The sequence below is a fragment of the Swaminathania salitolerans genome (genome assembly GCF_007988945.1).
Lineage (GTDB): Bacteria > Pseudomonadota > Alphaproteobacteria > Acetobacterales > Acetobacteraceae > Swaminathania > Swaminathania salitolerans.
Window position 1 is genome coordinate 47,668 of sequence record NZ_BJVC01000002.1, and the last position, 15,685, is coordinate 63,352.

The 15,685-nt window shown below is 63.6% G+C and carries 11 protein-coding genes; 5 read left to right on the plus strand and 6 right to left on the minus strand.

Translation table 11 applies throughout. From position 1 onward, the window contains the following. Positions 1-59: 59 nt before the first annotated feature. The 4 genes from SSA02_RS04320 to SSA02_RS04335 are packed head-to-tail and all read left to right on the plus strand — an operon-like array spanning position 60 to position 4,705. Complete coding sequence (locus tag SSA02_RS04320) at positions 60-1,130, plus strand: BMP family ABC transporter substrate-binding protein (protein ID WP_246103625.1); 1,071 nt, start codon at positions 60-62, stop codon at positions 1,128-1,130. After that, on the plus strand, positions 1,123-2,700 hold the full coding sequence (locus SSA02_RS04325; RefSeq protein WP_246103626.1) for an ABC transporter ATP-binding protein: 1,578 nt from the start codon (positions 1,123-1,125) through the stop codon (positions 2,698-2,700). The genes SSA02_RS04320 and SSA02_RS04325 overlap by 8 nt, the downstream gene beginning before the upstream one ends. 17 nt (positions 2,701-2,717) lie before the next feature. Next, entirely contained in the window at positions 2,718-3,776 is a 1,059-nt protein-coding gene (locus SSA02_RS04330; protein ID WP_246103627.1) for an ABC transporter permease, read from the plus strand. Continuing rightward, positions 3,773-4,705: an ABC transporter permease gene (locus tag SSA02_RS04335; protein ID WP_147092743.1), complete on the plus strand. Its 933-nt coding sequence runs from the start codon at positions 3,773-3,775 to the stop codon at positions 4,703-4,705. The genes SSA02_RS04330 and SSA02_RS04335 overlap by 4 nt, the downstream gene beginning before the upstream one ends. Before the next feature lie 201 nt (positions 4,706-4,906). Here the strand turns inward: SSA02_RS04335 and SSA02_RS04340 are convergent, their stop codons facing one another. Genes SSA02_RS04340 through SSA02_RS04355 form a run of 4 tightly spaced genes read right to left on the minus strand, consistent with a single transcriptional unit; the run spans position 4,907 to position 10,059 of the window. Further along, complete coding sequence (locus tag SSA02_RS04340; RefSeq protein WP_246103628.1) at positions 4,907-6,400, minus strand: outer membrane beta-barrel protein; 1,494 nt, start codon at positions 6,398-6,400, stop codon at positions 4,907-4,909. 17 nt (positions 6,401-6,417) lie between these two features. Further along, the gene (gene eat, locus SSA02_RS04345) at positions 6,418-7,779 is read right to left on the minus strand and encodes an ethanolamine permease (protein WP_147092744.1); all 1,362 of its coding nucleotides are present in this window, start codon (positions 7,777-7,779) and stop codon (positions 6,418-6,420) included. Further along, entirely contained in the window at positions 7,769-8,671 is a 903-nt protein-coding gene (gene eutC, locus SSA02_RS04350; protein WP_147092745.1) for an ethanolamine ammonia-lyase subunit EutC, read from the minus strand. Before eutC ends, eat begins: the two co-directional genes overlap by 11 nt. Then, positions 8,668-10,059, minus strand: coding sequence for an ethanolamine ammonia-lyase subunit EutB (locus SSA02_RS04355; RefSeq protein WP_147092746.1), 1,392 nt, complete (start codon positions 10,057-10,059; stop codon positions 8,668-8,670). Before SSA02_RS04355 ends, eutC begins: the two co-directional genes overlap by 4 nt. A 253-nt stretch (positions 10,060-10,312) precedes the next feature. On the opposite strand from SSA02_RS04355, the gene SSA02_RS04360 reads away from it, so the two are divergent. Next, entirely contained in the window at positions 10,313-11,092 is a 780-nt protein-coding gene (locus SSA02_RS04360) for an SDR family oxidoreductase (RefSeq protein ID WP_281287513.1), read from the plus strand. Positions 11,093-11,140: 48 nt separating this feature from the next. Here SSA02_RS04360 and SSA02_RS04365 read toward each other — a convergent pair whose 3' ends face one another. Then, positions 11,141-12,055: a response regulator transcription factor gene (locus tag SSA02_RS04365; protein WP_147092747.1), complete on the minus strand. Its 915-nt coding sequence runs from the start codon at positions 12,053-12,055 to the stop codon at positions 11,141-11,143. Next, positions 12,048-15,608 carry a hybrid sensor histidine kinase/response regulator gene (locus tag SSA02_RS04370; protein ID WP_147092748.1) on the minus strand — a complete coding sequence of 1,187 codons (3,561 nt, stop codon included), beginning with the start codon at positions 15,606-15,608 and terminating at the stop codon, positions 12,048-12,050. Before SSA02_RS04370 ends, SSA02_RS04365 begins: the two co-directional genes overlap by 8 nt. Positions 15,609-15,685 lie beyond the last annotated feature (77 nt).

A 15,685-nucleotide genomic window follows, 5' to 3' on the forward strand; every position in this document is an offset into this window, starting at 1 on the left:
GGGCTCGCCCCGTTACGGCGCGCTCGAGCGCGTCCCTTTGCCCGATGCCGAGGCGCAGGATGACCGGTGCTGCCGGTGCCGCTCTCGCTTCGCTCGTATTTCCCGGCACTGCGCGTTCCGCGAAGCATTTCGGAACGCTTGCCGAGTCCGAACTCCTCATAGGGTTTGCGCATACCAGCCCGGTCAATGACGGAGGATGGACGCAAAAACACGACGAGGCGATCAGACATCTGCACGCGCTCTATCCGGCGATCAGGACCCTCTATGTCGAGAGCGTTCCCTATTCCGCCGATGCGACGCGCATTTTCCGCCAGTTCGTGGCGGAAGGGGCGCAGATGATCATCGCCACCTCGAATTATGGCGATTTCATCAGCGATGTCGCAGAGCAGGCACCCGACACGATCTTTCTCGAATGCGACGGGCACCGGGTGAGCGATAATCTCGGCTGGTATTACATGACCCACTGGTATGCGAGTTATGTGATCGGCATTGCAGCCGCACGTTTGAGCCGGTCGGGTCGTCTCGGCTATGTCGCCTCTTTCCCCACGCCTTCGGTTCTGGCGAGTGCGAATGCGACGCTTCTTGGCGCGCGCAGCGTCAATCCGTCCGCGACACTCAGGGCGATCCCGATCAATTCCTGGTTCGATCCGCAGGCTGCGGCCTCTGCCGGTGCTGCGTTGATCGATAGCGGTTGCGATTTCCTGGCCGGGATCATGGACGATCCCGGCTATTTGCGGGTGGCGCAGCAGCGCGGGGTGTGGGCAGCGATGTGGAATACCGACATGCGCCAGTTCGGCCCCGACGCCTATGTGAGTTCGGTCGTACTCGATTTCGCGCCGTTCTATGCACAGACCGTCCGCAGACGGCTCGCGGGTAGCTGGAGAGCGGAGGGTCGTTTCCTGAAGCTGGGAGAGGGTGTGGATCGCGATCGCTGGGGCGCGCGTGTCCCTCCGGCCGTGGCGCGGGAAGCCGATGACGTGCGGCGGCGCATCCTGGCCGGGTGGTCGCCTTTCACCGGGCCGATACGGGATTCCCGGGGTATCGTCCGGGTCGCGGAAGGGCACACGATGAGCGATGCCGATATCTACGCCTGGGACTGGCAGGTGCAGGGTGTATCGGGCCTTGTCTGAGTCTGTCTCTCCCGCCCAGCCCCGTCCCGCCGGCTATCCTCACGGCGTGCCGCCGCTTCTCGCCCTGGAGGGAGTCTCGAAATACTTCCCCGGCGTGGTAGCGAACGAGAACGTATCGCTCGCCTTCTATCCGGGGGAGATCCACGCGCTTCTTGGCGAGAACGGGGCCGGGAAATCCACCCTGATGAATATCGTGACCGGCCTGTATCGTCCGGATCGCGGCGAGCTGGTTCTGGATGGATACGGCGTGTCCTTCGACGGGCCCGATGCGGCAATCGCGGCAGGGATCGGCATGGTGCACCAGCATTTCAAGCTCGTGCCCCGGTTCACGATTGCAGAAAATCTCGCCCTCGGTCGTCGGGACATGAGAGGCATTCTGTCACGGCGGAAACTCGTGGCATTTGCGCGGCGGGAAGCCGAGAAATACGGCTTCGCTTTCGATGTGGAGGCCCGTGTCGAGACCCTGAGCGCCCCGGAGCAGCAGCGCGTCGAGATCGTACGCGTTCTCGGTCGGGGTGCCCGGCTCCTCATTCTGGACGAGCCGACCGCGGTGCTCGGGCCATCGGAGGTTTCGGAGCTCTACGCGGCGCTGCGCCGGTTCCGCGCCGATGGAGGGGCGGTGATTCTCATCAGCCACAAGCTCGAGGAGATCATGGCGCTTGCCGACCGGGTGACGGTCCTGCGCCGGGGGCGGGTCGTCGCGACCCATCTCGCCGGTTCTCTCTCTCCCCAGGCGCTTGTTGCCGAGATGATCGGCCATGCGCCCGTAGAGGCTCTCCCAGCGCCAGAACCCCTTGCAGTCGATCCGGATCGCGAGACGATCTCGCTGCGGGATGTCACGATGCGTGACGAAAGCGGTCGTCTGCGCGTTCACCCGGTTTCGTGCGATATCTTCCGGGGGGAAATCTTCGGGATTGGCGGTGTGACCGGAAACGGTCAGGTGGCGCTTGCGGAAATGCTCGCCGGATTGCGTCATCCGGATACGGGCCGCATCCTTGTCGCAGGGCAGGATATGACCGGGCGCCCTGTTGCCGCCTTCGTCGAGATGGGCATCGGCTATGTGCCGCAAGATCGTCTCCGTCAGGCTCTTGCCCCTGCGCTCGGTGCCACCGAGAACGCTGCGCTGCGCGTCTTTCGTACGCCACCCGTGGGCGGCCGGTTTCTCTGGAACGAAGACGCTGCGACCCGCTATGCCCGCCTCCTGATCGACGAGGCCGGAATCGCTCTGGCCGATCCCTCCCGCCCGGTTCGCGGTCTCTCCGGGGGGAACCAGCAACGCCTCGTTCTGGCGCGGGAAAGCCGGATTGCCTCCCGTTTCCTCGTCGCCTGCTATCCCGGGCGCGGTCTCGATCTCGGCGCGATGGAGACGATGCGGTCCGCTCTCGTCGCCCTGCGCAATACAGGGAGAGGGGTCGTTCTGGTTTCCGAGGATCTCGACGAACTTCTCGCCCTGAGCGATCGCATCGCCGTCATGAGCGGGGGGCAGGTCAAGGCCATTCTCGGGCGGGGCGAGGCCACGCGGGAGGATATCGGCGCGCTCATGAGCGGGCATGGATCCGGATCCCGATGAGAGGCGAAGGCAGACAGATGGCGGTGATATCCTTCCGCAGAATCGTGATCGCACGCATGATCGCAATCGGGATCGTCTTCCTGCTCGTTGCCGCAGGGATATACGGGCTCGGCCTCGATCCCGGTATGGTCGGTCGTCTCGTCGTGACCTCTACTTTCGGCACGCGGTTCGGCCTCGAGAATCTCGCGCTCTACATGACGCCCCTTCTCCTGACCGGGGCGGCCGTCTGGCTGGCCCTGCGCGCAGGGCTTTGGAATATCGGTGCCGAGGGGCAGTTTCTCGCCGGCGCGTCTGCCGCTGCGGCGATCGGTTTGTCAGGGGGGGCGAACCCTGCTCTGGCCGGAAGCCCGGCCGCGTTCATGTCTTCGTCTCTGACGCTCGTTCTGGCCATGACCGCATCCTTTCTCGCCGGGGCGCTCTGGTCCGCCCTGCCTGCTGCGGGGCGCGCCTGGCTCGGAGTCAGCGAAATCATCACCACCCTGCTCATGAACTTCATCGCTCTCTATATGGTCTATGCGCTCGTTACGGGACCGTGGGCAGACAAGGTCACAGGGGCCCAGATGTCCAGCGCGCGCATCGAAGTCGTTCTTCCGGCATTTGCGGGCGCGGTTCATTGCGGGTGGCCCATCGCGCTGCTGGCTGTGGCCATGCTCGCCTTGCTGTTCCGCAGGAGCCGTTTTTCCTATTGTCTTGCCCTGTGTGGATCCAACCCGGAGGCCGCCCGCTACGCGGGGATCGATGTCGGCCGCCATGTGTTCGTCACGCTTCTTCTCTCGGGCGGTATTGCCGGGATCGGAGGGATGATCGAGGTTTTCGGAACCGTGCATCGCCTCCAGGGCGGCCTGGCCAACGGGTATGGCTATCTCGGCATCGTCGTCGCCCTTCTCGCCCGGAAATCGGCATTGGCCCTCGTTCCGGCCGCCTTGCTCATGGCGATCATTCTCAATGCCGGTATCGTGCTGCAAACGGTTCAGGTCAGCGCCTCGGCCGTTCTTGCGATGACCGGTCTGCTGGTTTTCGCGATCGCCGTGGCGGATGACTATGCGGCATGGTCCCGCTCCGGGAGAGCATCGTGACTCTGGTTCTCGCGCTGGTTCTGCATGCGATGGCCTATGGCAGCATTCTCGCGCTTGCCGCGCAGGGAGAGGTTCTGGCCGAGCGTGCGGGTGTGGTCGATCTCGGTGTGGAGGGGCTCATGGCTCTCGGCGCGGTTCTCGCCGTGATTGTCGCCGATGCGACGCATTCGCCATGGGCAGGCTGTCTGGCCGCTGCCGCGATCGGTGCCGCAGGGGCCGCGGCCTTCGGTTGCGCGACGGTCATCCTCGGTGCCAGCCAGACATTATGCGGCGTCGCGCTGACGCTTCTGGGTCTTGGCGCGAGCGGCGTGCTCGGTCACTCCGTCGCCGGACGCCCCGTTACTGCAACGCTGCCGCAATGGACTCTTCCCGGCCTCTCGTCAGGCTCCCCCATTGGCCCGGTATCCAGTCAGGGGCCGATGGTCTGGATCGCTTTCCTGATCCTGCCGCTGATCCTTCATGTCTTTCTGTTCCGCACTGCGCCCGGCCTTGCGCTTCGCGCTGTCGGTGAGGCCCCGGCCTCTGCCGATGCGTCGGGTCTTCCGGTTATCCGTATCCGGATGCTCGCGGTGAGTGCAGGAGGCGCGCTCGCAGGGCTTGCCGGTGCTGCCATGACGCTCTCCGTATTGCCTGTCTGGTCCGAAGGGATGATCGCCGGGCGCGGCTGGATTGCGGTGGCTCTGGTCATCCTCTGCGGATATCGCCCCGTTCTGGCTGCCCTTTCCTCGCTTTTCTTCGGGTTCGTGATGTCGCTCGGCTTTTTCGGTCAGGCGCAGGGCTGGCCAGTCGCTCCGCCCCTCATGAATATGAGCCCCTATGTCGTCACGATCCTGTGCATGATCGTGCCGTCCATTCTCTTCCCGAAGCTCAGGCGGCTCTGGGCGGCGCCGGCAGCGCTCGGTGCGCCCTATCGCCGGGAGGAGCGCTAGGCAGAAACGCCGGGCAGGAGCGGGCCAGGGTATGGCGCCGGAAGGCGGAGAGCCTCGGCTTGCGGATGTGGGCCAGCAGCCTCCGGATCGTAAGCTTCTCGCCAGAAGCGTTCGGGCCGTAAGCGCTCGGATCGGGGGCGCTCGGGCCGGGGGCGTTCGGACCGTAAGCCTCCAGACCGCAAGCCCCCGTACCAGAAGCCTTCAGAACGACCAGATGGCGTCGCAGGAGAACCAGAGCATGTTGTTGGTTCCGTTGCGTACCACGGGGTCTTCCACCGTTGCCGCCCGGTTGAAAGGCTGGGTTCCGTTGAGCGATTTGTCGAGCCGGATTTCAGGGCGTACCGTGAACTTCCCGAGTTTGAGGTGACGATTGACGAATTGCGGCTGGTAGGTCACGCCGACGGTCAGCTCCCCATAGGTCGTGGGCGGGGCGATGTAATAGGGGTAGGGTGCGTTGCGCAGCGCGTCGGTATAGGCGGTCGTGCTGGCATAGGAAGCGATGACGGCACCCGTATTGTCGCGGAAGACCTCGCCGCGCAGATTCAGGCGGACGGACGGATTGATATCCCATGAGAGATAGCTGGTAACGCCATAGACGTCGTCCCGCGAGACATCGTCATGCAGATAGGTGCCGTTGACCGTCGCGGCCAGCCGATCGCTGAAGTGATAGGTCAGCAGGATATCGCCGTTATACTGCATCTTGCTGTTTGCCGCCGGTCCGATTCCGGCACTGGTCCAGCCGGCGGGCGAGGTGACAGGATAGCCGTTATTGCCCTGCGGGCCGAAACGACCGATCACGTGACCGTCCAGCTTGCCGTCCATCAGATGCGCGAAGGCGAGACCCGCATAGCCTTTGGGGCGGCTGTTATTGCCCGCCCCGCCAAACGTCGTGGAATTGCCGGCATCGATTCCGAGCAGCCAGTCCAGATGATCCGTCAGATGTGTGGTCGAGAGAATGCCCACGGTTTCGAACGGAACGATGTAATCGGACGCGTAATTGAACGTATAGAACTGGCGTGCCAGGGCGGGCGTGCCTTCTGCCCCCATGAGACCGTAGATCTGTCCGATCTGGAAATCGACACCTTTCGGCACGATCCATGGAACATGAACATCGACATGCGCCTGTGTGGGGACGAACTGGTAGAGGCCCGTCAGGGCCTTGTCGGCCATACCGATCGTCGGGTCGAACCGGGCATCCGATCCATACATGACCTCGGCGACGAACCCGATCCCGTAACCGCTCCCGATATTGGTGACCGGATGGGAGATGGACCCCATGATCTGGTTGAGCGTGACGGTGTTTGCGCGGTCCGTATAGAACTGCGCGAAGTTGCGGCCCGATTTCGTCCAGGGGTTGCCCGCAATACCGGCTTCCACCGTCAGATGGGCTTCGAGCCCGTTCCAGTAGGTCGGCATCTCGCCGGAGCGGGGATGGAAGAGATTGCCGCCATGCTGGTCGGGGATCGGCTCTGCCTCATGGGGGTTCGGGGCGTTGCCGAGATAATCCGAAGTCGGTCCCGTTCCTTTCTGGACGTCGGGCATTCTCTTTCTGGCAGCTGCCGCAGCCGCGTCGGTCGTGTTCGCTGCCGGACCGGAAGTGTCACCGGTCGCTGCCTGAGTACTTCCTGAGGCTATGGCTGTACCTGCCATGAGGATGGCGAGGGAGAAGGCCGGTCTCAGATAGTGTCTGCCCATTATGTCTTTCCGTAATCCTAACGTTCCTTAACCGTTTCCGTAGCAGTTTTTTTAATGCCTGCCAAAAACAAATAGGCCAGGAGAATGAATGTCACGTAATACAGAAACAAAACGAAATTATAGTATATCACGGCGCTCAGGCAGATGAGCGCACCGACAAGCGCGAAGCCGGGAAGGAACGGATAGAGGGGGGCGCGATAGCTGCGTTCCAGCTCCGGTGCGATCCGCCTCAGGCGAAACAGGCTGATCATGCTCGCGCAATACATCGTCAGGGCTCCGAAGACGGAAAGCGTCACGAGTGTCGCCGTCAGGGGCTGACCGTGGATCGAGACGATGTCATCGGCAAAGATCGCAACGATACCGATGACGCCTCCGGCGAGGGTGGCGCGATGCGGGGTATGAAACCGCGGATGCAATGTGCCGAGCCAGGCGGGAAGGATCGACGCCCGCGCGAGGGCGTAGATCTGGCGTGCATACCCCATGATGATTCCATGAAGCGAGGCGACGAGACCGAACAGACCCAGCCATACGAGCATGGAGAGCCAGGGGCTGTGAGGTCCGACGACCCGTTTCATCGCCTGGGGCAGAGGATCGTTGAGATTGGCGAGCTGCGTCCAGTCGCCGGAGCCCCCCGCGAAGATCATGACCCCGAAGGCGAGAGCGACAAGGGTCAGGACACCGGCGAGATAGGCGATCGGGATCGAACGGCGCGGGTTGCGTGCTTCTTCCGCGGCCATCGCGACCCCTTCGATCGCAAGGAAGAACCAGATCGCGAAAGGAATGGCCGCGAAGAGTCCGCCCATGGCCTCCCATCCGAAATGGGGCGCATGTCCCCACCCCATTGCGGTGAAATGGGCCCAGGAGAACGAAGGGGCCACGACGGCCATGAACACAAGAAGCTCGACGATGGCCGCGATCGTGATCACCAGTTCGAAGCTCGCGGCGATATGGACCCCGGCGATGTTGAGGGTCATGAAAAGCAGATAGGCCCCGCATGCCGCGAGTTTCGGGGGCAGGGACGGAAACTGCACGTTCATATAGGCCCCGATCGCGAGGGCGATTGCGGGCGGGGCAAAGATGAACTCGACCAGGGTCGCCAGACCCGTGATGGCGCCGCCCGTGCGTCCGAGGGCACGGCTGGCATAGGCAAACGGGCCGCCCGCATGAGGGATGGCGCAGGTCAGCTCGGTAAAGCTGAAGATGAAAGCGGTATACATCGCGGCGACGAGACAGGTCGCGCCGAGAAAACCGAGTGTTCCGGCAGTCGCCCAGCCATAGCTCCAGCCGAAATACTCGCCGGAAATGACGAGGCCGACGGCGATACCCCAGAGATGGAATGCGCCCAGTTTTTTCTCGAGCTTCGGTGCTTCAGTCGTCATGCGGGGTTTCCGGGGAAGGGGAAGGGGAGGAGGAAGTGGGAAAGGAAGAGGCGGCCGAAGAGACGGAAGAAGGCGCAAGGGACGGTGCGCGATCCTTGAGGGCGACGCCGGTCGTCTGAAGACGGCGCGCCTCGTTCAGAAGCCAGACCAGCTTGGCGCAGGCTTCCGGAATGGCCAGACCGTGAGCGTGGATATTCGAAAGACAGTTTCGCCGGGAATCCGGCGTGCCGGAAACGGGTCTGTAGGTCAGATAGACGCCCATACTGTCGTGAACGGAAAGACCGGGACGCTCGCCGATCAGGACAGCGACGAATGCCGCCCCCATCGTTTCGGCAATTTCGTCGCCGATAGCGACACGGCCTTGCAGGGCGATTACGGGCGGCGCGATGCGCCATCCGGGCAGCGCCTCGCAGACGGCAGAAAACAGGGCAGGCCCCTGGGTTTCGACCGCCCGTGGCGAAAGCCCGTCTGCAAGGACCAGAACGAGATCCCACCGTTCGCGCGGCAGGACCGCCCGAGCGGACCTGCAAAGCCGTCTTCCCAGATCGGGCCTGCGCAGATAGGTCGCCCGGTCGCTGGCCTGACTGGAGACGACGAGAGGTTCCGGGCACAGGGGGCTGGCGTTGCGTATCGCCGCCGCAAGACGTGCGGGATCGAGAGCGGCATGGACGGCATCTCGCGCTCCGGCATGACAGCCCTGGAACGCAAGAACGTCGCGGGTGATCTGGGTGTCGCCCGTGCGCCCGAGCCCGATGCGTGCCCGGGTCGCGTTGCGAAGACGCGCCCAGGGATCCGGTGAAGAGGGACCCGACGATACGGCCTCGCGGGTTCCGGACTCCGCTTTCGCAACGGTCTCCCTGTCAAAGCTGGCGCGTGGCGGCAAGCCGGTCATGAGTCCCATCCGATCATGCGCGAGAGAGGCGTATCGGGCAGGGCGGGCGCCTGCATCCGTGCCGTCTGGGGATCGTAGAGCGCCATCCGTTCGAGCCATTGCGCGAATTCCGGCGCCGGTCGAAGGCCGAGAATGGCGCGTGTCGTCAGAATGTCGCTGAAGGCCAGGCTCTGGTAGTTGAGCATGATATCGTCCGCACCGGGAACGCCGATCAGGAAGGTCACGCCCGCCGCACCGAGCAGAAGCATGAGCGCGTCCATATCGTCCTGGTCGGCCTCGGCGTGATTGGTATAGCAGACATCGCAACCCATGGGCACGCCGAGCAATTTGGCGCAGAAATGGTCCTCGAGGCCGGCGCGGAGGATCTGTTTCCCGTCATAGAGATATTCCGGCCCGATGAAGCCCACGACCGTGTTGACCAGAAGCGGGTCGAAGGCCCGGGCGACGGCATAGGCCCGGGTCTCCACCGTCTGCTGATCCACGCCGTGATGGGCGTCGGCCGAGAGTGCCGCGCCCTGTCCGGTCTCGAAATACATGACGTTCTGGCCGCAGGTTCCGCGTCCGAGCGCACGCGCCGCATCATGCGCCTCCGCAAGGATACCGAGTGTCACGCCGAACCCCTCATTCGCCTTCTGGGTTCCGGCGATGGACTGGAAGACGAGGTCGACCGGACCGCCCCGGTTGATGATTTCGATCGTGTTCGTGACATGGGTCAGAACACAGCTCTGGGTGGGAATGTCGTAGGTGATCCGGAGGGTCTCGAGCATATCCAGCAAGGCAAGGCCGTTTTCGACGCTGTCGCTGGCCGGGTTGATGCCGATCACGGCATCGCCGCATCCATAGAGCAATCCGTCGAGCGTGGAGATCGCGATGCCCTTGAGGTCGTCCGTCGGATGATTGGGCTGAAGGCGCGAGGCCAGAACGCCGTGCTGGCCGATCGTGTTGCGAAACCGCGTGACGATCTCGATTTTCCGGCTGACCGCGATCAGATCCTGATTCCGCATGATCTTGCTGACGGCGGCCACCATTTCCGGCGTAAGCCCCGGGGCGACCGCCCTGAGCGAGACGCCGTCGGTTTCATGAGCGAGCAGCCAGTCGCGAAACGCGCCGACCGTCATATGTCCGACCGGCGCAAAAGCTCCGGCATCGTGGGTGTCGAGAATGAGGCGGGTCACATCGTCCGCCTCGTAGGGAATGACCTGATGCTCCAGAAATGTCTGGAGCGGCAGATCGGCCAGGGCGATACGAGCCGCGACCCGCTCGGTCTGGGAGACGGCAGCCAGACCGGCAAGCTGATCGCCGGAGCGCAAGGGAGAGGCCGCGGCCAGCAGGTGACGAAGATCGCGGAATACGAACCGCTCTCCCGACAGAGTTGCGGCGAGAATCATGATGATGGCGTCTCCTGTCCCGGCTTCTTTCGCGAGTATAGGTGTCTGCCGCGCGCCGACCAGTGCAATTTTGTAATGTTCTTTATCGACAAGGAGTTACGGACCTGGACCCTGGCGGGAACCGGGCTGACGCCGGACCCGGCAGAAGAAGCCTTGCCACGTCTTGACAACCGCGTGAGGGGAGGCCCCGTGGCCTACCGGATTCTGATATTCTGCTCTATCCGGTATGTGATTAATCACAGGGAGAGTGATCATGGAGATGAAGTTTTCTGCCGCCGATGTCGATCTCGATTTCGGTCTGGGTGGCAAGGTCGCTCTCGTGACGGGCGGAGCCTCGGGAATCGGTGCCGCCATTGCCGAGGCGTATGTTCGCAAGGGGGCGCGTGTGGCCGTGGTCGATGTCAATCACGACAACGCGGCCGCGAAGGCCTCGGCACTCGGAGAGGCCGCCCGGCCATTCGCCTGCGACGTATCGAACCCCGAATCGGTGAAATCCGTCGTGGCGGCGGTCCGGGACTCCTTCGGGCGGATCGACATCGTGGTCAATTGCGCGGGTGTCGTGTTCCTCGCTCCTGCGGAAAGCCTCAGCATGGAGCACTGGAACAAGACGATCGCGATCAATCTCACCGGCAGTTTCGTGATGACGCAGGAGGCCGGACGGGTCATGATCGAGGCGGGCAAGGGAGGGCGTATCATCAATCTCGCCTCTCAGGCCGGTACCGTCGCGATCGAGGAGCACGTCGCCTATTGCGCGTCCAAATTCGGTGTGATCGGCATGTCGAAAACCTTTGCCGCCGAATGGGGCAGACACGGCATCACGGTCAATACGATCTCGCCGACGGTCGTGATGACCGAGCTCGGAAAGAAAGCCTGGGCGGGAGAAAAGGGTGAGGCGGCGATCCGTCGTATTCCCGCGGGCCGGTTCGCCATCCCCGAGGAAATCGCTGCCGCTGCTGTGTTTCTCGCATCCTCCGGCGCCGCGATGATCAATGGCGCGGATCTTCTGATCGATGGCGGTTACACGATCCTCTGATCCTCTGATCCTCTGGCCCTGTTTCCCGCCTCATGGCCGGAAGCGGGGTCAGGTATCGATGCTGCGTGCGGACCGCATGTCGAGATGGAGGGCAGCGGCGGCAGCGGCCGAGGCGCGCGAGCTGAAACCGGCCTTGTTGTAGATCTGCTCGGTATGCTTGTCGATGGTTCGTGAGCTGATACCGAGGATCTGGGCGATATCCCGGCTCGTTTTGCCGCGTGCGATCCAGAGAAGAACCTCCGCCTCCCTCGCACTCAGATTGAAGGCCGTCTGGAGGGCGCTTGCCGGGTTCCGGACGGTTCGCTCCACCTTGAAGAGGAGCTCGTCAGGAGCGCTCTCGCCCACGATACGGAAATCGAGATCGTGGCTGGCAAGAGCCTGCCTCCGGAGGATGCCTCCGGAGGTTGCCCCGGTTGCGCTGCGAGCCAGGGTTTCCGCAAGTCCGGGCCAGTCGGGAATGTCATGCAGAAGCTCTGCGGCCTGCGGTGTCGCCCAGACCAGTTTTCCCGAGCGATCCAGCGCAAAGAAGAACCGACCGGCACGATCGAGCGCGGCATGGGCGAATGCCATGCGCCGCGCCGCGCCGAGGCGGATCTCGAGACGCGCGGCGATCTCGGCAATGTTGAAGGGCTTCGTCACATAATCGACCGCCCCGCTCTCGAAGGCCCGCAGGACATGACGGGTTTCCGTCAGTCCGGTCATGAAGATGACGGGAAGACGCGACAGGAGAGGATCGGCCGTGATGCGCTCGCATACCGCCCAGCCATCGAGCCCGGGCATGCAGGCATCGACGAGAACGAGATCGATCCCGCCGCGCGCGAGGATATCCAGCCCTGTCTGGCCGGATGCAGCCAGTCTGACGATATAGCCCAGCCGGCAGAGTTCCCGGTCCATCAGCCCGAGAGACGCGGGATCGTCGTCGATGACGAGAATGACAGGTCGGGAGGGAGCGGTTTCATCCATCGGACAGGGCCTCCAGGGCGTCGCGCAGGGCATCCAGTCGATAGGAGGCCGCCAGCGCCAGACAGTGCCGGACGGTTTCCTTCTCGGCCTCTGCGGTCGTTTCGATCAGCGTTGCGAGAGACGTCCTGACGGCGGCGAGGTCTCCGGCGTCCAGCAGGTCCAGCAGCGCATCGCGTCGCGCGCCGGACAGCGTCTTTTCCGCAAATGCGCCGTCTTCCCCCCTGCCGGACGGATTGTCATCCCCGCCGACATCCCTGTCCGGCCGTGTCCCACCCGGCCGTGTCCCACCCGGCCGCGTCCCATCCCGATACGTCCCGTCCTGCCCTGCTTCGGGCTCATCGGGATGGTCTGGATGCGATCGTTCGGGAGCGGTATCGAACGAGAGGCCGAGCCTGATCCCGATCTCGGAAACGAGGCGGGGGAGATCGACCGGCTTTGCAAGCACTGTCGCGTTCTCGACCGCGTCGATACGCCCGCGAGAGGTCTCCTCCAGATTGCCGGTAAGGAAGATGATGGGAGGATTGCGTCCCAGCCGCGCGCGCACTGCACGGGCGAGCGTGCGGCCGTCCATTTCCGGCATGGTCAGGTCGAAAAGAAGGAGATCGGGCGGATCTCCGGTCAGGCTGTCCAGAAAAGACGCGCCATTTGGGAAACAGGAGATCTCGAACCCGATCGGCGCGAGGCAGGCGCGCAGAATGGCAAGATGGTGAGGCTGGTCGTCAACTGCGGCAATACGGCGCCGGCGCCCCGCATATCCCGGCGGAAGACGATCGACCGGTTTGGCCGATGCCGCTGCGAGTTCGGAAAGCATGAACCTGAGGCGGAATCGCGTCCCGACGCCCGGCGTGCTGGAAAAACCCAACTCGCCGCCGAGCACTTCCGTCAGAAGCCGGGTGATCGTCAGGCCGAGACCGGTTCCGGGAATATCCGAGGCGGCGCCGCGCTCGAACGGTTCGAAAATGCGCTCCTGATCCTCCGCCGCTATGCCCGGTCCGGTATCCTCTATAACGAATTCGGCTATCTGGGCGCGCCAGCGAACGATGAAGCGGATATGGCCCCGATCCGTGAATTTCACGGCGTTGAAAAGAAGATTGAGCAGGATCTGACGCAGTCTGTGCGTGTCCCCGTTGACCCGGCCCGGCAGGGGAGAGCCCGGCTCATAATGGAAGACCAGGCCTTTGGCCTGGGCAAGGGGAGCGACCATGCGCGCGACATTCTGCAGAAAGGCCGGAAGATCGATCTCGTCGCGATAGATCTCGATCCGTCCGGCCTCGATGCTCGCGATATCGAGCAGACCGCCAAGCAGCGCGGTCATGTGGTTGGCGCTCTCCGTGATGGTCTGCAATTCGTTCGTGCCGTTCGCCCCCTCGGAGAGATCGCGCGCAAGAATCTGGGCATATCCCATGATCGTATTGAGCGGCGTGCGCAATTCGTGGCTGATACCGCTGATATAGCGTGTCTTCGCAAGGCTGGCCGCTTCCGCCTTCGCCCGGGCCCGGTCGAGCGCCGCCGCGGTGCGATCATGGGCGGCGATCTCGTCGAGCAGGAGCCGGGTCTGTTTGCGCGTCTCCTCCTGCGCGGTGCGATGCCCCTCGAGGCTCATGACCAGCAGCCAGCAGATCAGCCCTGCGATGGCGAGGCAGAGCGCCACCGCATTCTGCCAGTCATCGAGAAACGCGTAGAAGGCAAGGCAGGAAAATGCCGCAATCGGGGCGAAAAGGCCGAGAAACCGGACAAGAGGCGTATCGAGTTTCGCGTGCCATCGGGCGGGGAAACATCTTCTGATCTGGGTGCCGAACCGCGTCGCGGCAGGTTTGCACCGGTCGCCGCACCGCGCATCGAGGGCGCAGCAAAGCGAACACAATGTTGCGCCATAAGCGGGACAGGGTACGAGATCGTCGGTCTCGAAAGTCGCGCTGCAGATCAGGCAGGTCTTTTCGGCGCCGCGCGACCAGGGCCGGGAGGGGCGACGGGCCAGACAGGTCCTGCCACGGGTCCGGTGGGCGAGAATGATCGTGGTGGCTCCCGCGATGAGGAGCGCAGCAAACGGCGCATAGGCACGCAGGGTCGTTCCGGCAAGCCCCGAGCTGGAAACGAACCCGCCCGCCAGAGCCAGAAGGAAGGCCAGAACCCCCACCGGATTCAGATCCGGCAGGAACGCCCTGCGGAACTCGGCCTTCTGCGGAACCAGACCCAGAGGACGGCAGATGACGAGATCGGCCGCGAGAACACCCATCCAGGCCGCTGCGATCACGGCATAAGGAATGAGACCCCGGCCTATCCGGTCCGTCAGCCCCGTCTCGACGAGGCAGAGCGCGAGCGCCGCCGTCAGAACGACGTGTATGGCTCTTCCCGGATGGGTATGGGTCAGTCGCGAGAAGACATTCGACAAGGCAATGGAGCCGGCATAGGCATTCGTTATGTTGATCCGGCTCTGCGCCAGCAGGATCAGGAAAAACGTCGCAACGGGCGCCAGACCGTGAGGCAGGAGGCGGGAGAAGGCGACATCGTACATGACGATCGGTCGGGCAGCGTCATCGGCCGAAACGCCGGAGCGCACCAGGAAAACCGCGATCAAACCGCCAGCAAGAAGCTTCACGCCCCCGAACACGATCCATCCCGGCCCGCCGAGAAGCAGGCTGCTCCACCAGCGCAGCCGCGATCCGGATGTCCGTTCGGGCATGAACCGCATGAAATCGGCCTGTTCGGCGCTCTGCAGAAGCAGAACGAGCAGGATGGACGCGCAGCATCCTGCCGATAACACGGAGAAGGCACCGGCGCCTGAGGCGGGCGCGATCGCGGCTGCAGGAAGAATGCCGGGAAGGACGGCATGCCCTGCGAGAAATCCGTCCGATGGGCCTGCCCCCGAGGGAAACATCCCGGACGAGGAAATCCCGGAGGACAGGCTCCAGGGGAATCCTCCGCTAGAGACGATAATGGCGCGGATATCCGTGGAGGAAAAAAACGCGATCAGCGGTGCGAGGTTGAGGACGATCCATGGAAGGAAACTCCAGGCCTGAAACCGCCTGATGGTCCCGATGCCGAGGAAAACGACCGGAACGATGGATCCCGAGGCGATCAGGGCCGCGACCCAATGCGGCAGGTCGAGCGTGGCCATGAGACACGACGCAAGGATAGAGGCCTCTATCGCGAAAAAGAAAACGGTGAATCCGGCATAGAACACGGAGGTCAGAACCGAGCCGAGATAGCCGAAGCCCGTGCCTCTCGTGAGAAGATCGATATCGAGCCCGGTGCGCGCCGCACGCAGACACACGGGCAGACCGACGAGAAATATCGTGATCCCCGCAAGAAGCAGTCCCGCGAAAAGATTGGCAGGGCCGAAACCGAGTGCGAGCGCGCCGCCTATGGCCTCGAGAGCGAGAAAGGAGCACGCACCGGAGGCAGCGAGAAAACCCTGTTCCGGCGTGGAAAACCGCGCCGAACGCGCCATGTGTCTGAGCGCGTAATCCTCGCGGCTCTCATCGGAGGCGAGACGGTTGTACTGGCGTCTCGCCGGAGTGATCCTCAGGGGATGGGCCGGTCGCGCACTCAAATCTCTGGTCTCCGTCAGGGGCTTGCGGGGCGGCACGAGCGGTCGGGAAGACCGGAGAAGACGACGAAACGTATGCG